The following is a 16,582-nucleotide window of genomic DNA, read 5'->3' as shown; positions in this document are numbered from 1 at the left end:
GCCCGGTCACGGCCACCGGCGGCGAGAGGTTATCGCCCGCGCGCGAAGAAGGCGCCCCGCCGAAGCGGAGCGCCTTTCCAGAGAACGGCCGGCCCGGCGAACCCCTCCGACCGGGCCGGCCGCTGTCAACCGGTCACGTGCTGCTGACCTGCACGTCCCCGGAGTCCACATTGGCCTTGATCTCGTGGGTGGAGGCGTCGTTGCGCTCGACGCCGATCTCGGTGTCGCCCGAGCTGACCTCGGTGATCACCCGGTAGCCGTCGGGGGAGACGGGGAGCTTGACGTCGACGCCGCCGGAGTCGACCTCCATGTCGAGCAGGGTCGGCGGCTCGGCGAAGGCGATGCTCAGGTCGCCGGAGCTGACGCCCAGGGTCACCTGCTTGGAGGTGATCTGGGAGGCGTCGAGGTTGCCCGAGGACATCGTCACGTTGAGGGTGTTGCTCAGCCCGCTGAACTCCAGGTCGCCGGAGTCGAGGGTGGCGTCGACGGTACCGGTGACGTCGCGGAGCTTGGCGTTGCCGGAGTCGATCTGCAGCTTCACGCTCACGCTGGGCGGGACCGTGATGATGTAGTCGATGCCGCAGTTGCCGGAGCAGTCGCTGACGACCTTGAAGGTCGTGCCGTCCCAGGACTCGTTGACGGTGGGCTTGTTGCTGTACCACTCCAGCTTCCGCTCGACCTTGACCTCGCCGTCGTTGCCGGGGCGGATCTCGACCTCGCCGGAGTCGGAGTCGACGTCGATGTGCGTGGCGGTCTGGGCGTAGGTCTGGTTCTGGGTCTCCGTCTTGCGCGGCCCGAAGCCGTTCGTGGCGCCCCAGACGACGAGGCCGCCGGCGATCAGCAGGCCGAGCACCACCAACCCGATCAGGATGATGGCCTTGCTCGACTGGTCCTTGGGCTCCGACATGTTTCTCTCCTGGGGCTCTGGCACTGCTTGGGTCTCCGGGCCAACTTTATGGAGCAGGGGGCGGAGCGCACATGGGGTGATGCCCCTAATCCTTGGTAGGGGTAGGACCCCTCTATCCACGAGGGGGAGACCGCTCCCCCACGAGAGGGAGTCACCCGACGGCCCCGGTGACGAGGATCGGTCACATGACCACGATCGACGGCTCCGTCCACACCGGCCCTGCCCCGGCCACCGCGCCACCGCCGCCCCGCTGGGCGATCGTGTGCGCGTGGGCCGCCGCGCTGACCCCGCTTCCCTCGGCGCTCTGGCGCGTGACCGGCGCGTTCGGCGCCGACGGCACGCTGCGCGCCTTCCTCCACGAGGGCTGGTACCTCGTCCTGCTCAGCGTCGCCTCGCTCGGCCTGAGCGTGCTCGCCCTGGGTCTGGTCCGGCCGTGGGGACTGGTCTACCCGAGGTGGATCCCCCTCCTCGCCGGCCGGCCGGTCTCGGCGAAGCGCGCCGCCCTTGCCGCCTACACCGGCGCGGGCACCGTGATGCTGCTGCTCGGGTACGGCCTGTGGAACCACTACTTCGGTCACCTTCAGCCGTTCGAGCCGCTGATCAGCGACGGCACGGTCCACCCGCAGCCCGACGGCGACATCATGAGCCTGTACCTGCCGATGCTGGCCTGGGGACCGCTGCTGATCGCGGTCGCCGCCGACTACTCCCGCCGCACCGCCCGGAAGGGCTGAGACGCCCTATTCCCCCTTGAGCACCGCGCGCAGCGCCGCCGCGTCCACGAAGCCCTCCGAGGTCCCTTCGACCGTGCACGCGTGAGCGCCGCCGACCAGACCGGCACGCGCGCAGTCGTCGACGGCCGCGCCCTGCGCCTTCGCCCACAGGAAGGCCGCGACGAAGGAGTCGCCGGCGCCGTTGGTGTCGACCACGGGACCGGGCGGCACCGTCGCCGGGAAGTGGCGCGGGCCCTCGGCGTCGAGCACGTGGCAGCCGCCCGCGCCGGAGGTCGCCACGACCGTCGAGGCGCGTCCCGCCGCCATGATCTCGCGCATGACCGCCTCGAAGCGCTCGCCGAGCGAGGCCGTCGAGAGGAACACCAGGTCGGCGCGCAGCGCGAAGCGCCGGTGGTAGGGGTTCTCCCCGTCCCAGTCGTGCAGGTCGGTCGAGGTGGGCGAGCTCGCGTCGTCGAAGACGGCGAGGGCGTGGTCGGTGATGGTGACGTGGACGTGCCGCGCGCGCCGCAGGTAGGGCAGGTGGAACTCGCGCGGCAGGTCGCGGCCGGGGTGGCGGGGGTCGAAGAAGGAGAGGCGGCGGCCGCCGGGGTCGACGAGGTTGACGGCCCGGGAGGTGCCGGCCGGGTTGGGCAGCCAGGCGAAGTCGAGTCCGCGCCGCTCGTACTCGGCGAGCACCATGGCGCCCTGGGGGTCTTCGCCGAGGAAGTCGATGAGGGCCGTCGACATGCCCAGCGCGTGGGCGGCGAGGGCGACGGTGTTGCCGGTGTGGGCGACCCAGTCGCGGATGGGCGGCACGGGGTAGGAGTCGCGGTAGGGAACGGGAAGGGCCTCGACGCGCACGACGGTGTCGACGCCGGTGCCGCCGACGACGAGGAGATCGAGGTCACGACCGGGGTCACCGGTCACATGCAGGACCCGTGGATGCCGCCTCCGTCGCCGGACCCGCCGAAGGCGAGGCGGCGCAGGACGTGCTGGAAGGCCTGGCGCTGGTCGGGCGTGAACTCGTCGAGCAGGCGGTTCTCGACGCCGTCGCGGCAGGCCTGGAGCTTCTCCTGCACTTCGCGGCCCTTGGCGGTGGCCTCGGGGACGCGGACGCGACGGTCGGCGGGGTCGGCGGTGCGCACGACGAACCCGTCGCGTTCGAGGCGGTCGAGGAGCGCGGTGAGGGTCGTCTTGTCGAGGGCGACCTCGTGGCCGAGGGCCAGCTGGGTGCGCTTCTCGCCGTCGACGAGGGCCGCGAGCACGATCCAGTCGCGAAAGCCCGAGAGGCCGTAGTCGCGGGCGAGCTCGTCGAGGTCGGACTTGATGCGCTGGGCGGCGCGGTGCAGGAGCCAGGAGAGGTCGCCGTTGGGGCTGCTGCGGTCGGGGTTCGGGCAGACCCCGGTGCCCTCGGCGGTGCCGCTCGTGACGCTCATGGCACCCAGACTAGCGCAGACACTTCCAGAGTGATAAGTTCCGAACCGAGAACATCTTGACTCGGACGATCTGAGCTCGTAAGTTCTGAGGCGAGATCAATGACCCGGACATCGGAAAGAGGCACGACCATGGCCACGCTCCTGCACGTCGACTCGAGCATCAACGGCGCGAACTCCTGGTCGAAGAAGGTCACCGCGACCTTCGCGGAGGAATGGCGCAAGGCGAACCCCGAGGGCGAGTACATCTACCGCGACCTGGGCGCCGAACCGATCGAGCACCTGACCGCCGAGGCCTACGCCGCCCTGAACACCGACCCCGCCGAGCACACCCCCGAGCAGGCCGAGCACTGGAAGGTCAGCGGGCGGGTCCACGCCGAGGTCGACGCCGCCGACGTGATCCTGCTCGGCGTGCCGATGTACAACTTCTCCATCCCCTCGACCCTGAAGTCGTGGATGGACCGCATCGCCACGCAGAAGTACGCCGCCGACGCCGACGGCCGCAGCCCCCTGTCGGACAAGAAGCTCATCGTGGCCACCGCCCGCGGCGGCTCCTACGCCCCCGGCACGCCCCGCGCGTCCTTCGAGCACCAGGAGCCCTACCTGCGCAGCTTCTTCACCTTCCTCGGCCTCACCGACGACGTGCACTTCCTCAACACGGAGATGACCCTGTCGCACGTGGTGCCCGCGCTGGAGCAGTTCAAGCACGTCTTCGACGCCACCAGCGAGCAGGCGCACAGCCGCGCGCGCGAACTGGCCACCGCAGCCGCCTGAGGCACGCCTGGGGAGGCGAACGGGGAAGGGCGGACCGCCGTGGCGGTCCGCCCTTTGTGTTGCGAAGGGGAGCTAGAGCCAGTCGCGCCGCTTGAAGGTCACGAACAGGCTCAGGCATGTGGCGAGCATCAGCACGATCGCCATCGGGTAGCCCAGCTTCCAGTGCGTCTCGGGCATGAAGTCGAAGTTCATGCCGTAGACGGTCCCGATCAGCGTCGGGGCGAACAGGATCGCCGCCCAGGCCGAGATCTTCTTGACCTCCTCGTTCTGCGCGAGGCTCGCCTCCGTCAGCCGCTTCATCTCCTCGTTCTGCTGCTGCGCCACGAGCGTGGCGTTGACGTTGAGCACGGCCTGGAGCAGCTGCCGGAACCCGTCGAGCCGCTCGATGACGCGCACCAGGTGGTCCTGGACGTCGCGCAGCCGGCGCTGAAGCTCCTCGCCGACGCCGTACTTGGCGAAGCCGGCCGCCAGGCGCACCAGCACCGTCGAGAGCGGACGCGCCGCCCGCTGGAACTCCACGACCTGCCGGGACAGCTCGTAGATGCGCTGCGAGACCCGCGGTTCACCGCTGAACACCTCGGCCTCGATCTCGTCGATGTCCTGCTCCAGCCCGTCGACGACCGGTAGATAGTCGTCGACGACCTGGTCGAGGATGGCGTAGAGCACCGCCTCGGGCCCCTGGTCGAGCAGCTCGGGCTCGCGTTCGGCCCGCGCGCGGACCTTCTTCAGACTCGGCGCGCCACCGTGCCGAACGGTCAGGATGAAGTCGGGCCCGGTGAACACGTGCAGCTCACTGAACTCGACCTTCTCGGTGGCGTCCACGTACCGCGCCGGGCGCAGCACGACGTACAGGGTCTTGCCGTAGCGCTCGATCTTCGGCCGCTGATGCGCCTTGAGCGCGTCCTCGACGGCCAGGTCGTGCAACTCGAACTCGCGCGCGAGCGAGGTCAGCTCGCGCACGTCGGGCTCGAAGAGCCCGATCCACGCCAGCCCTTGCGAGCGGCGCAGCATCCGGTAGGTCTCCGCGAGCGAGTCCGGGCGGGCCACGGGGCGGCCCGACTCGTACACGCAGTTGTCGACGATCATCACCACACGTCCTCCTTTGGGGGAGGGTGTGCGCACACAATGGTCACGGTGTGCGGCTTCGCCGGCGCTCGGACAGGGCACGGCGAAACGCCGGACCCATGCAAAAGACACCACGAAGCGGTCTCACACCGCTGGGTAGATCTCGGTCACTCGCGCAGCCGCCCGCCGCGCGTCACGGCCTCGTCAGATCAGGGCCGGAACAGGTGCGGCAAGCGGCCAACGGGTTCGACCAAGACTGCCACTGGCCATGTGCCGCTCACCTGCCTTCCTGTTCTTGTGGGTCGGCGCACCATTTGCGCGGACCGCCGAAAAGCGTAGCAAGGCGCGTGTCGGGAGGGCCAATCGGCGCCCGCGCCCACTCCCGCCCTTACGGTCGCAGTTCGGTCACGGCGCTGGCGGGCGAGGACTCCGCTCGGCTACTTTGGCGCCACGCGTGACGACACCGGATGGGGAGGCGCGATGGTGGAACGTGCCGCGTTCACGGGGTTCGCCGACCCGGTCAACCCGACCCGCGAGGAGATCGTCGGCTGGGCGTACGACCCGGTCGCCGGGATCCCCGTCGGCCAGGACTGGGACCTGATGGTCGCCGACGACGAGATCGCCCCGGCGCTGCTCGAACTGGCCTGCGACCCGGTCTGCCCCAAGCGGACCTTCGCGCTGCACTGCCTCTACATCTATGCCGGCGACTCCGTGCGCACCGGTTTCCGCGCGCACCCCAGGCGCAAGGTGCAAAAGCTCCTCGACCTCGCGGCGGGCAAGGGCGACCCGTGGGTGAGCCTGTGGGTCTACAACACCAAGGCGCTGATCGCCGACCCGAAACTGTTCGACTATTCCGAGTGGTGCGACGGAGGGCTGGCCCGCAGGCCCCGGCGGATCGTGTGACCCGGGGCTGTATCCCTTATGGGATAACGTGTCGGGATCGCCGTCGAGTCGTGAGGTGCCCGGATGAGCCAGCCAGGATCTCCCCCAGGACCCTACGGCGCGAACCCCGGCCCACAGCCGTACGGACCCGTGCCCCCGCAAGGATTTCCGCCTCACCCGCAGGGCGCCTTCGGGCCGCCGCGGGGTTTACCGCCGAAGAAGAGCCGCACCGGGCTGTGGATCGCGCTGGCCTCGACGGCCGTGTTCGTCCTCCTCGTGGGCGCAGGCGCCGAAGGCGAGTCTGACGTCAGGACCGGTGTTATCGCCCGCGACGCCAACCTCTACGTCCACGTCACCTGGGCCTGGAGCGGGGGCGACTTCGAGCCCTCGGTGTCCGAGGACGCCGTCCTTGAGGCCGCGCGGGCCGTGTTCACCGCTTCCTGACCCCGCCCTCCACTGGCGCCAGCACTGCGACGTCACTAAGATGTCAGTAGCCCGGCGCGAGTGGAGGAGCCCCCTGTGAACGGTGAACTGGCCCGGCGCGATCTGCGGATCTCCAACGCCGACCGCGAGCGCGTCATCGAGCACCTCCAGGCGTGCACCGGCGACGGCCGCCTCGACCTCGACGAGTTCGCCCAGCGCGTCGACGCCGTCTACGCCGCCCGCACCTTCGGCGACCTCGAACCGGTGACCGCCGACCTGCCCCGGCTCGACACCCCCGACACCACTCCGGTGAGCACCGGAACGCTCGACATCAAGACCACCGGCTCCGCGCTCAAACGCGGCGGACGCTGGCTGGTGCCGCGCCGGCTGAACATCAGCGGGAAAGGCGCCTCCATCAAACTCGACCTGACCGAGGCGGTCATCCCGCACACCGTCGTCGACGTCGGCATCGACACCTGGGGCAGTTCGGTCTCGGTGGTGCTGCCCAAGCACGCCACCGCCGACGACGCCGACATCAGCATGATCGGCTCCTCGGCCAAGAACCACGCCCGCGCGGACGGCTTCGAGGGCACCGGGACACCCCTGCACTTCGTCTTCCACGGCAAACTCAAGGGCAGCTCCCTCACGGTCCGCCACAAGCGTCGCTTCCTGTGGTGGACCTACTGAGGCGGGTCCACTTCGGACAGACGCGCGCGCAGGAACTCCCGGTCGGCCCGGGTGGCGGCCAGGCCGAGCGCGCGACGGTAGGCGTCGGCGGCCTCGCGGTCACGGCCCAGCCTGCGCAGCAGATCCGCCCGCGTTGCGGGCAGCAGATGGTAGCCGCCGAGCCGCTCGTCGCCGTCGAGCTCGCCGAGCAGCGCCAGCCCCGCCTCCGGCCCTTCGGCCATGGCCACCGCGACGGCCCGGTTCAGCGCCACCACCGGTGAGGGCGCCATGCCCTCCAGAACCCCGTAGAGGGCGGCGATCTGCGCCCAGTCGGTGCCGGCGGCCGTAGCGGGCCCGGCGTGACAGGCGGCGATGGCGGCCTGGATCTGGTACGGCCCGGGCGATCGGCGGCGCAGGGCGGTCTCGACCAGCGCGAGCCCTTCGGCGATGTCGCCGGCCCGCCAGCGCGACCGGTCCTGGTCTTCGAGCGATACGAGACGGCCTCGCGCATCCACGCGCGCGTCGCGGCGGGAGTCGTGCAGGAGCATAAGCGCGAGCAGGCCGAGGACCTCGGGCTCGTCGGGCATCAGGCGGGCGAGCATCCGCGCGAGGTGGACGGCCTCGCCGGTGAGGTCGGGCCGCAGCGGACCCGGCCCGCAGGAGGCGGAGTAGCCCTCGTTGAACAGCAGGTACAGCACGGCCAGGACCGCCGGGAGCCGCTCGGGCATCAGGTGCTCGGGCGGGACGCGGTAGGGGATGCCCGCCTCGGTGATCTTGCGCTTGGCGCGCACGATCCGCTGCGCCAGCGCCGGCTCCCCGACCAGGAAGGCCGCGGCGATGTCGGCGGTGCTCATCCCGGTCAGGGTCCGCAGGGTCAGCGCCACCCGGCCCTCCATGGGCAGGGCCGGGTGGCAGCAGGTGAACATGAGCGCCAGGCGCTCGTCGGGATTGTCCGTGCGGACCGGGGTCGCGGCGAGTTCCCGCAGTTTGCCCGCCTCTGCCCGCCGGCGGCGCAGCACGTTGAACGCATGATTGCGGGCGGCGGTGGTCAGCCACGCCCCGGGACTGCGGGGAGCGCCGTCGCGCGGCCAGGCGGCCAGTGCCCGCGCGACGGCCTCGGCGGCGGCCTCCTCGGCGAGGTCCCAGTCGCCGGTGACACCGATGAGGGTGGCCACGACACGGCCCCATTCCTCGGCGAACACGGCACTCAGATCGGGGTCGGCCACACCGGCCTCACCTCGATCGTCCCGGTCCGGGCCGCCGGATGGCTCGCGGCCACGGCGAGGGCCTCGTCGAGGTCGGCGCACTCGATGATGTCGAAGCCCAGGATCTGCTCCTTCGTCTCGGCGAAGGGTCCGTCGGAGACCAGCGCGTCGTCACCGCGCACGCGGACGGTCGAGGCGGTCGACGTGTGGCGCAGGCGGGAGCCGAAGACGCGCACGCCCTCGGTCTTGAGGTCTTGCGCCCAGGCGAGGGTCTCCTCGTCGAGGGGGCGGTCGGGCGGCGGGCCCTCGGGTTCGGTTCCGCAGATGAGCAGCATGTAGCGCATGGATCCTCCCGGGGTCATCCTCGCGCACCGCTGCGCGCGAGGGAGCGCTTCGTACCGGGGAGCGCGAACGCGGCGACGGCCAGACCGAACAGCGCGCAGGCGGTCGCGGCGGCGAAGCCGGTGACCGGCGCGTCCACATCCGAGGCCATGACGCTCGCCGCGGCGGCGACGCCGAGCGCCCCGCCGATCTGGAAGGCGGCGGTGTTGAGGCCGGAGGCGACGCCCGCGTCGGCCGGGGCGACCCCGGACAGCGCCGCCGAGGCCGACGCGACGCTCGTGGCGCCAAGACCGGTCCCGAACAGCGCCAAGGCGGGCAGCAGGCCGGTGACGAAGTCGCCGGCGGTCGGGGCCACCCACAACCACACCGCACCCGCGGCCATCAGCGCCATGCCCGCCGACCCGACCGGCCGCGAACCCGCCCTGGTGACCGCGGCCTGGCCGATCGAGGAGCCGCCGACGGCCGCCAGCGGCAGCACGGCCGTGGCCAGCCCGAAGATCAGCGGCGTATAGCCGAGGGTCCGCTGCGCGTACTCGCTCACGGCGAAGGACGTGCCGAAGGCCGTCAGCCCCACGGCGAGGGTGAGCAGGTTCCCGCCGCTGAACGCGCGGCCGGCGAACAGCCGCAGTGGGACGAGCGGGTCGGCCGCCCGCGACTCCACGACCAGGAAGGCCGCCGCGAGGACGACGCCCGCCGTGAGCGGCACGAGCGTCGCCGGCGACGCCCAGCCCGCCGCCGGCGCGCCGGTCACCGCCCAGATCAGCGCGGTGAGGGCACCCGTGGAGGTGAGGGCGCCGGCCACGTCGAAGGAGCGCCGGACGCCCGAGGGGCCGTCGGCGGGCAGCAGCCGCGCCGCGCCCACGATCATCAGCAGCGCCACCGGAACGTTGAGCAGGAAGATCGCCTCCCAGCCGAACAGGCCCGTCAGCCCACCGCCGATGAGCAGCGCGGCCGTCGCGCCGAACGCGCCCGTGCTCCCCCACACCGCCAGCGCGCGGTTGCGGTCGCGGCCCTCCGGGAAGGCCGCCATGAGCAGCGCCAACGCGCTCGGCGTCATCATCGCCGCGCTCACGCCCTGCCCGACGCGGGCGGCGACGAGCACCGGCAGGCTCCACGCCAGCCCGCACAGCAGCGACGACAGCAGGAACACCGCCGTCCCGGCCATGAACACCCGCCGGCGGCCGAAGGTGTCGGCGGTCCGGCCGCCCAGCAGGAGCAGCCCGCCGAAGGCGAGCATGTAACCGCTGAGCACCCACTGCGCGCCGGCCGGGCCCGACCCCAGCCCGGCGGTGATGGAGGGGACGGCCAGCAGCACGATCTGGGCGTCGAGGATGACCATGAAGTTCGCCACGCACAGCAGCGCCAAGGAGCTTCGGCGTCGATTCATCGAAGGGTCTCCCATGTCGTCGGCGGCCGGGTGGACCGGCCTCTCACCCACACGACAAACGGGGACCCCCGTTTTCGACAGCCCCTACGGCCTATTCCAGGTGAATCCACCGTTGCTGGTGATCAGCTGGGAGTTGATCCAGCCGCCCTCGGCCGAACAGAGGAACCCGACCAGGTTCGCCGCGTCCTCGGGCCGCCCCGCGCGGCCCAGCGGCGTCGCGGCGAGGACCCGCTCGGCCAGCTCGGGCGTCATCCACCCGGTGTCGACCGGGCCGGGGTTGATGACGTTGGCGGTCACGCCGAGCTCGGCGAGCTCCTCGGCGGCGGCGAGCGTGATGCGGTCGAGGGAGCCCTTGCTGGCGCCGTAGGGGAGGTTGTGGGCGACGTGGTCGCTGGTGAAGGAGATGATCCGGCCGGTGCCGTGCGGGACGTCGTGGCGCTGCGCGTACTCCTTGATCAGCAGCCAGATCGCGCGGCTGTTGACGGCGAAGTGCCGGTCGAAGGCCTCGACGGTGGTGTCGCGGATACCGGAGTCGACTCCTTCGCAATGCACCATCACCAGCGCCGTCACCGGACGGTCCATCGCCGCGACCACGTCGGCGAAGACCTCCCCCGGCGCCTCCGGCCGCGACAGGTCCGCCTCGACGGCGTGCCAGCGGGCACCGTGCGAGGTCAGGCGCTCGCCGATGGCGTCGCGGGCCTCGGCGTCGACGCTGGTCCAGTCCATCCGGTCGTCGTAGGGAGACCAGTAGGTGAAGGCGACGTCGTAGCCGGTCGCGGCGAGCTTGTCGGCGACGGCGGCGCCGATCCCGGCGCGCCGGCCGACACCGGTGACAAGGGCGAGGGGTCGTGGCTGATTGGTCCGCATCGGTGGAGTCTGGCCGATCCGGCGGTGTGTGGCACGCGGTTTTGTCGGTTTCCGAGCCTAGGGTCGAGCCATGGCATTGAACCTTTTCGCGGGAATCCCCGTGCGCGACTATCCGGCGGCGCTGGTCTGGTACGAGCGGTTCTTCGGCGCGCCGCCGAGCTTCGAGGCGCACGAGACCGAGGTCGTGTGGGAGCTGGCCGACGGCCGCTCGGTGTACGTCCTGCTGTCCCCAGAACACGCCGGCCACGCGATGATCACCATCATCGTCGGCGACTTCGACGAGCGCGTCGCGGCCATCGCCGAGCGCGGCATCGAGCCGGCGACGAACGAGACCTACGGGAACGGAATGCGCAAGGCGACCTACCGCGACCCCGACGGGAACGAGTTCGGGCTGGGGGGAGCGCCGGTGTAGGCGGGGTGGGTGTCGGCCGCGCCCCGCCGTCACGGCCAGACGCGCCCAGGGAGCGACGGGCAGCTGATCGACACCGCCGCCCGGCCCGCAACCGCGGGGCCGCCCATGCCGCCTCCCACTTCTGACAGTAGAGGGGCGCCAGGCGTGGCCGGCGAACGCGAGCGGCGCTCGCTGTGGACAACCGCCCGGTTGTGGACAACGGCCCGCCGGCTGCGAACCCTCCCCTACCCCCCGCGCTTCTCCAGGAACGCCGTCATCCGCTCCCGCTTGTCCTCGCTGTCGAACAGCACCGCCTGCGCCGCCAGCTCGACGCCCGGGTGGGCGCCCTCCGGCGCGTCGACGGCGAGCTTCGTCAGCCGCAGCGCCATCGGCGAGGCCTTCGCCATGTCGTCGAGGATCCCGTGGGCGGTGTCGAGCAGCGCCGCGGGCTCCACGACGCGCGAGACGAGCCGGGTGGCGAGGGCCTCCTCGGCGGGCATGCGGCGGCCGGTGAACAGCAGCTCCTTGGCCAGCGACTCCCCCACGAGCCGCGGGAGTCGCCAGGTCGCGCCGGCGCCGGCGATGATGCCCAGCCGGACCTCGGGCTGCCCGAAGAAGGCACGGTCGGTGCAGATCCGCACGTCGCAGGCATAGGCGAGTTCGGCGCCGCCACCGAGGGCGGGGCCGTCGACGGCGGCGACGGTCGGCAGCGGGAGCTTGAGGATCCGCGTGAACAGCGACTGGTTGATGCCGCGCAGGGCGTCGCCGGCGTCGCGGTCGCGCAGCTGGGCGATGTCGGCGCCGGCCGCGAAGATCCCGTCGGCGCCGCCGGTGAGCAGCAGCAGCCGGGGATCGCGTTCGAGTCGGGCGCACAGGTCGTGCAGTTCGGCGACGGTCTCGGCGTCGATCGCGTTGCGCCGCTCCGGCCGGTCGAGGGTCGCCACGACCCGGTCGCCGAGCTCCTCGATGCGCACGGCCATCAGCGGACCCTCTTCCCGTCGGCGGTCCAGTGGTGGAAGCCCTCGCGCGTCTTCTTCCCGAGCTTCCCGGCCGCGACGAGGTCCTCCAGCAGCTTCGGCGGCGCGAAGCGGTCACCGTAGGCGGCCTGGAGGGTGCGCGCGATGTCGAGACGCACGTCGAGGCCGACGACGTCGGTCAGCTCCAGCGGCCCCATGGGGTGCCGGTAGCCCAGGACCATGGCCTTGTCGATGTCCTCGGCGTCGGCGACGCCGTCCTCCAGCATGCGGATCGCCTCAAGACCGAGGGCGACGCCGAGGCGGGAGGTCGCGAAGCCGGGGAAGTCGGCGACCGAGATCGGGTCCTTGCCGAGCGAGTGCGCGAAGGCCAGCGCCAGTTCGTGCGACTCGCTGGACGTGCGCGCGCCGGTCACGATCTCCAGCAGCGGCATCGCGTACACGGGGTTGAAGAAGTGCAGGCCCAGGAAGTCCTCCGGGCGCGGCAGTCCCTCGGCGAGCGAGCCGATCGGGATCGACGAGGTGTTGCTGGCCAGCAGCCGCGGGTTCTTCGCCGCCGCGCCGGCGAGGACCGCGCGCTTGAGGTCGAGGCGCTCGGGAACGGCCTCGACGATGAGGTCGAGCCCGTCGGCGACCTCGGCGATCGCGGCGAGGAAGGTCAGCCGCGCGTAGGCGGCGTCGGCCTCGGTGACGCTGACACGGCCCCTCGCGACGGCCTTGTCGAAGGTGGCGCGCAGGTCGGCGGCGGCGTCGGTGCGACGGGTCTCGTCGGGCTCGACGACGGCGACGGTGTGGCCGGCGGTCGCCGCGACGTAGGCGATGCCGGAACCCATGGTGCCCGCGCCGATCACGGCCAGGCGGGAGGAAGGGGACGCGGAAGTCACGGGGTGAGGGTAGCGGGTGGCAGACCGCGACGGGCCCGTCCGGCGCGCGGCGCACCGCCGACGTCGCCGGTGTGTGATCGGCGTCCCAATCTCGGTTCGGTAACCTTGCCCTGCCATGGATACCGTCACCCAGCTGCAGTCGCTGTCCCAGACCGCCTCATTCAATCCTCTCGATCCCACGTTCTGGCTCGAAACCTTCGGGGCGATCGGTGTTCTCGCGATCATGTTCGCCGAGACCGGCCTGCTCATCGGGTTCTTCCTGCCCGGTGACTCGCTGCTGTTCATGGCGGGCGTGGCCACCACCGACGTTCTCGAAGCCGCCATCGGCGCTCGCCTGAGCCTGTGGACCCTGCTGATCGGCGCGCCGATCTGCGCCATCGCCGGTGCCCAGCTCGGACACTTCCTCGGTGCCCGCTACGGGTCCAAGATGTTCGACCGGCCGGACTCGAAGATCTTCAAACGCGAGTACGTCGAGAAGGCCGAGTACTACTTCCAGAAGTTCGGGCCCGCCAAGGCCGTCGTGCTGGCGCGCTTCATCCCGATCGTGCGCACCTTCCTCAACCCGGTCGCCGGGATGCTGGAGATGCCGGCCCGGACCTTCTTCCTGTGGAACGTCATCGGCGGGATCCTGTGGACCGACGGGATCATCCTCGCCGGTCACTTCCTCGCCGACTCGATCCCGGCCGCGGCGATCGACAAGTACCTGCTGCCGGTCGTGGCGCTCATCGTGCTGATCTCGATGACGCCGATCTTCATCGAGGTCTTCCGCGGCCTCAAGGCGCGCAAGCTCCTCAAGGCGGAGGAGGCGGCCGCACGTGACGCCGCCCTCGCCGCGGCCGCGCGCCCCCCGGTGCACGACCACTGGAGCCAGCCCCGCTAGCGACCGACACCGACGGGCGGCGTCGGCGGCTGAGGCCGTCACGCCGCCCGAGTGGCGCACGGGGGATTAAATCCGGCATAAGTACTGCGCCGGAGGTCGCCGAATCGGCCCGGATCCCGGGACACTGGGCCGAAGAAGACGATGGCGCGGGCAGTGGATACTTGTCCGGGCCAGGTGCGATCAGCGCAAGGCGACCGAGTGGCGCGGGCAGTGGATACTGGCTGTGCCGTGTTAAATCCGGGTGAGTTCGCGGAGACCATAATGCCATCGACAGGACGCGCGCTCGGCCCCTTCGCCGACGTGTCCACCGAGCGTGTCGAGGGTGCCTACGAGATCTGCCTCGGCACCGACGACGAGGGCCGCCGCGTGGAGATCCTCACGTTGGGGACGACGTCCTCGAAGGATCCCAGCCGCCGCCGTCTCCTCGCCGACGCCGTGAACTGGGCGAACAGTACCCATACGCCCGCCGATGCCCCGATCGTGACGATCGAGCTGGAGGCCGAGCAGCCCTACGTCGTGGCGCTGCACGACGAGCGGCTACGCGGGATCGGCCGGGTGCTCGACTGGCTGCTGCGCATGGGCCCCTCGACCGGACCGCTGCAGCGGATCACCGCGCAGGTCCCCCCGCACCTGATGCGCCCGCAGGCCCCCGTCTCGGGTCCGATCGTCGCGCCCCCGGTCTCCCCCGCGATGGCGCCTTCGGCGATGCGCAGGGTACGCCGGACGAGCGCCCCCTTCATCGCGTCGGTCGTGGCGATCCTGACGCTGATCGTGTTCGGCGGCGGCGCCCTGGCCGTCTGGATCGCGCAGGACCCCGAAGGCTCCGACGGCAACTCCGCGACCGGCCAGCCCGGCAACGAGGACCAGGAGCCCGGCGCGGCGCAGCCCACCGAGCAGGAGACCGTCGACGAGGACCTGCCGCCCAAGACGCTGCCCGACACCACCGCGCACTGGAACGCCTCCAACTCCGCGGAGTCGAAGGCCTACTCGCCGCCGGGATGGCCTTTCGCCTGGCGAAATGACGAGCGGATGGAATGCGAGGGCGGCGAAGCGCAGGCCACCTGCCTCTTCGGCGGGACCGACGCGGCCAAACCCGAAGCCGGCGGCGCGAGCCTCATCGTGAGCCTCGAACGCTGCCCGGGCGAGTGCGACGACAAGACCCGCATGGAGATGGGCACGCTGGAGAGCAGCCGCGTCGACTACGACACCTGGTACGCGATGTCGGAGCCCTCGCAACCCTACGAGGTCTCGATGGTCCACTTCTTCGCGACGAAGGAGCGCCCGTCGGAGTTCTGGACGGTGCACGTCGTCGGGAAGGCGTCGGACGACGACGTCGTGGAGATGGTCGAGCGCAGCGTGAACGACATCTACACCCAGACTTCCTGACCGGACGGCCCCGGCCGCGCCCGGCTAGCCGGGCGGCTGCCGCCGATGGCGGTAGGTGCTGACCTTGTGCCGGTTGCCGCACCGCTGCATCGAACACCAGCGACGGTTCCCCGGCCGCGAGGTGTCGAGGAACAGCAGCTTGCAGTTGTTCCCCTGACACTGGCGGACGCGCTCGCGCGCATCAGTGCCGATCATCTCGACAGCGTCGCGCGCCGCCGCGGCCACCACCTGGGCCGCCGTCACCGGCGGAGCCCACCGAAGCACACCGCTGCCAGGGTCGAGGCGCGTATGCGGCGGATCGCCCACAGCCTCGTTGATGAACTCCAGGTCCGCCCCGGCCGGCCGGTCACTACTCGCGACCGCCGGCGCCACCCGCCACATGACGTTGCGGAAGTCGCGGATCAGGTCGAGACCGGCCTCGTCGAGAAGGACGTCGGCGGGATCGAGCGGATTGCCGACCGTCAGGCGGGACTCGGTGATCCACACGGCCACATGAGCGGGGTCGGTGAGGATCTCGTAGACGTCATACGGGGGCGGACCGCCGGTGAGGAGCAGTTCAAGGCAGAAGTTGCCCGGATCGAAGCGGAAGCTTTCGCCCCACTGGTTGGTGAGGAGTCTGGCGGTCACCGTCATGTAACCACTATAGTTGGTGTCCGACACCGGTTTAAAGGGTTAGTAGTTGTCCTCTTGGGAGGTCACGATGAGCGAGGTCGGGAAGACCAAGGACGCAGGCTGGAACATCGGCGTGTCGAAGACGGTCGAGCGGGGAGTCGAGGAGGTCTGGGAGTACCTGACCTCGGCGGAAGGGCTCGCCTGCTGGCTCGGCAAGGGCGTCGACGAGCTGCCCGAGAAGGGCGGGGAGTACGAGACCGACGAGGGCGTGCGCGGGGAGTTGAGGAGCGTCCGGGAGCACGATCGCGTACGGCTGACCTGGCGGGGACCACGACACGACCGTGCAAGTGGCGGTGACGTCGGCGGGGGACGGACGGGCGGTGGTGAGGTTCCACCAGGAGCGGCTGGCGGGGAGCGGGGAGAGGGAGACGCAGCGGGAGTACTGGCGCGGGGTCATGGGGGCGGTGGTGGCGGGGTTGTGAGAAGGGGGTGGGTGCGGGGGGACCGACTGCTGGGCTGGGCGCAGTGGTGTGTGTGGGGGGGGGTCGTGTGCCGCGCCGCTCGAACCGACCCCAACGCTGCGCGGCCGACGGTGGAACCGTCTCGTGCGCGGGCTGACAGCCAAACCGACTCGTGCGCGGCTGACGCCCGCACCATCCCGCGAGCGGCTGACGGCCGAACCATCTCGTGCGCGGCCGACGCCCGCACCATCCCGCGAGCGGCTGACGGCCGAACCATCTCGTGCGCGGCCGACGCCCGCACCATCCCGCGAGCGGCTGACGGCCGAACCATCT

At 71.2% G+C, this 16,582-nt stretch carries 19 protein-coding genes and 1 pseudogene; 9 read left to right on the top strand and 11 right to left on the bottom strand.

The window, feature by feature from the left end:
* Positions 1–133 precede the first annotated feature (133 nt).
* Positions 134–907 (bottom strand): DUF4097 family beta strand repeat-containing protein, encoded by a 774-nt coding sequence (locus AB0I28_RS05910; protein WP_357489924.1) that lies wholly within the window; start codon positions 905–907, stop codon positions 134–136.
* A 185-nt stretch (positions 908–1,092) separates the two neighbouring features.
* Between AB0I28_RS05910 and AB0I28_RS05905 the strand changes: the two genes are divergently transcribed.
* A complete protein-coding gene (locus AB0I28_RS05905) occupies positions 1,093–1,638 on the top strand; it encodes a hypothetical protein (protein ID WP_357489923.1) in 546 nt (181 codons plus the stop codon).
* 6 nt (positions 1,639–1,644) lie between these two features.
* Here AB0I28_RS05905 and AB0I28_RS05900 read toward each other — a convergent pair whose 3' ends face one another.
* Together AB0I28_RS05900 and AB0I28_RS05895 are read right to left on the bottom strand one after the other, a co-directional pair.
* Positions 1,645–2,544 carry a carbohydrate kinase family protein gene (locus AB0I28_RS05900; RefSeq protein ID WP_357489921.1) on the bottom strand — a complete coding sequence of 300 codons (900 nt, stop codon included), beginning with the start codon at positions 2,542–2,544 and terminating at the stop codon, positions 1,645–1,647.
* On the bottom strand, positions 2,541–3,053 hold the full coding sequence (locus AB0I28_RS05895) for a MarR family winged helix-turn-helix transcriptional regulator (RefSeq protein WP_357489919.1): 513 nt from the start codon (positions 3,051–3,053) through the stop codon (positions 2,541–2,543). Before AB0I28_RS05895 ends, AB0I28_RS05900 begins: the two co-directional genes overlap by 4 nt.
* Before the next feature lie 129 nt (positions 3,054–3,182).
* Here AB0I28_RS05895 and AB0I28_RS05890 point away from each other — a divergent pair, with 129 nt between their 5' ends.
* Positions 3,183–3,824, top strand: a complete 642-nt coding sequence (locus AB0I28_RS05890; protein WP_357489917.1) for an NAD(P)H-dependent oxidoreductase — start codon at positions 3,183–3,185, stop codon at positions 3,822–3,824.
* A gap of 72 nt (positions 3,825–3,896) precedes the next feature.
* Here AB0I28_RS05890 and AB0I28_RS05885 read toward each other — a convergent pair whose 3' ends face one another.
* Entirely contained in the window at positions 3,897–4,910 is a 1,014-nt protein-coding gene (locus AB0I28_RS05885) for a magnesium and cobalt transport protein CorA (RefSeq protein ID WP_357490846.1), read from the bottom strand.
* Positions 4,911–5,369: 459 nt separating this feature from the next.
* On the opposite strand from AB0I28_RS05885, the gene AB0I28_RS05880 reads away from it, so the two are divergent.
* The 3 genes from AB0I28_RS05880 to AB0I28_RS05870 all read left to right on the top strand — a co-directional run bounded on the left by AB0I28_RS05880 (position 5,370) and on the right by AB0I28_RS05870 (position 6,881).
* On the top strand, positions 5,370–5,792 hold the full coding sequence (locus AB0I28_RS05880; RefSeq protein ID WP_357489915.1) for a hypothetical protein: 423 nt from the start codon (positions 5,370–5,372) through the stop codon (positions 5,790–5,792).
* 129 nt (positions 5,793–5,921) lie between these two features.
* On the top strand, positions 5,922–6,215 hold the full coding sequence (locus AB0I28_RS05875) for a hypothetical protein (protein WP_357489913.1): 294 nt from the start codon (positions 5,922–5,924) through the stop codon (positions 6,213–6,215).
* A gap of 75 nt (positions 6,216–6,290) precedes the next feature.
* Positions 6,291–6,881: a DUF1707 domain-containing protein gene (locus AB0I28_RS05870; protein WP_357489912.1), complete on the top strand. Its 591-nt coding sequence runs from the start codon at positions 6,291–6,293 to the stop codon at positions 6,879–6,881.
* On the opposite strand, the gene AB0I28_RS05865 is transcribed toward AB0I28_RS05870, so the two are convergent.
* The 4 genes from AB0I28_RS05865 to AB0I28_RS05850 form a co-directional block, all read right to left on the bottom strand.
* Positions 6,875–8,086, bottom strand: a complete 1,212-nt coding sequence (locus tag AB0I28_RS05865; protein WP_357489910.1) for a DUF6596 domain-containing protein — start codon at positions 8,084–8,086, stop codon at positions 6,875–6,877. The two genes, AB0I28_RS05870 and AB0I28_RS05865, sit on opposite strands and share 7 nt — an antisense overlap.
* A complete protein-coding gene (locus AB0I28_RS05860) occupies positions 8,068–8,409 on the bottom strand; it encodes a YciI family protein (RefSeq protein WP_357489908.1) in 342 nt (113 codons plus the stop codon). The genes AB0I28_RS05865 and AB0I28_RS05860 overlap by 19 nt, the downstream gene beginning before the upstream one ends.
* Before the next feature lie 14 nt (positions 8,410–8,423).
* The gene (locus tag AB0I28_RS05855; RefSeq protein ID WP_357489906.1) at positions 8,424–9,794 is read right to left on the bottom strand and encodes an MFS transporter; all 1,371 of its coding nucleotides are present in this window, start codon (positions 9,792–9,794) and stop codon (positions 8,424–8,426) included.
* Between the two features lie 84 nt (positions 9,795–9,878).
* Complete coding sequence (locus tag AB0I28_RS05850; RefSeq protein ID WP_357489904.1) at positions 9,879–10,661, bottom strand: SDR family oxidoreductase; 783 nt, start codon at positions 10,659–10,661, stop codon at positions 9,879–9,881.
* 70 nt (positions 10,662–10,731) lie between these two features.
* Between AB0I28_RS05850 and AB0I28_RS05845 the strand changes: the two genes are divergently transcribed.
* Positions 10,732–11,073: a VOC family protein gene (locus AB0I28_RS05845; RefSeq protein ID WP_357489902.1), complete on the top strand. Its 342-nt coding sequence runs from the start codon at positions 10,732–10,734 to the stop codon at positions 11,071–11,073.
* A gap of 224 nt (positions 11,074–11,297) precedes the next feature.
* On the opposite strand, the gene AB0I28_RS05840 is transcribed toward AB0I28_RS05845, so the two are convergent.
* Both AB0I28_RS05840 and AB0I28_RS05835 read right to left on the bottom strand, forming a co-directional pair.
* On the bottom strand, positions 11,298–12,035 hold the full coding sequence (locus AB0I28_RS05840) for an enoyl-CoA hydratase/isomerase family protein (RefSeq protein WP_357490844.1): 738 nt from the start codon (positions 12,033–12,035) through the stop codon (positions 11,298–11,300).
* Positions 12,032–12,910, bottom strand: a complete 879-nt coding sequence (locus AB0I28_RS05835; protein ID WP_357489900.1) for a 3-hydroxyacyl-CoA dehydrogenase family protein — start codon at positions 12,908–12,910, stop codon at positions 12,032–12,034. The genes AB0I28_RS05840 and AB0I28_RS05835 overlap by 4 nt, the downstream gene beginning before the upstream one ends.
* Positions 12,911–13,025: 115 nt before the next feature.
* Here AB0I28_RS05835 and AB0I28_RS05830 point away from each other — a divergent pair, with 115 nt between their 5' ends.
* Positions 13,026–13,790 (top strand): VTT domain-containing protein, encoded by a 765-nt coding sequence (locus AB0I28_RS05830; RefSeq protein ID WP_357489898.1) that lies wholly within the window; start codon positions 13,026–13,028, stop codon positions 13,788–13,790.
* A 261-nt stretch (positions 13,791–14,051) separates the two neighbouring features.
* Complete coding sequence (locus AB0I28_RS05825) at positions 14,052–15,176, top strand: hypothetical protein (protein WP_357489896.1); 1,125 nt, start codon at positions 14,052–14,054, stop codon at positions 15,174–15,176.
* A gap of 24 nt (positions 15,177–15,200) precedes the next feature.
* On the opposite strand, the gene AB0I28_RS05820 is transcribed toward AB0I28_RS05825, so the two are convergent.
* Positions 15,201–15,809 carry a CGNR zinc finger domain-containing protein gene (locus AB0I28_RS05820; RefSeq protein WP_357489894.1) on the bottom strand — a complete coding sequence of 203 codons (609 nt, stop codon included), beginning with the start codon at positions 15,807–15,809 and terminating at the stop codon, positions 15,201–15,203.
* 67 nt (positions 15,810–15,876) lie between these two features.
* Between AB0I28_RS05820 and AB0I28_RS05815 the strand changes: the two are divergent.
* Positions 15,877–16,582 (top strand): annotated as a pseudogene (locus AB0I28_RS05815) (hypothetical protein); the annotation flags it as partial.

The sequence above is a fragment of the Phytomonospora sp. NPDC050363 genome, from assembly GCF_040655735.1.
Classification (GTDB): domain Bacteria; phylum Actinomycetota; class Actinomycetes; order Mycobacteriales; family Micromonosporaceae; genus Phytomonospora.
Note: the sequence above shows the minus strand (reverse complement) of the source record. Positions and strands in the feature narration are given on the sequence as shown.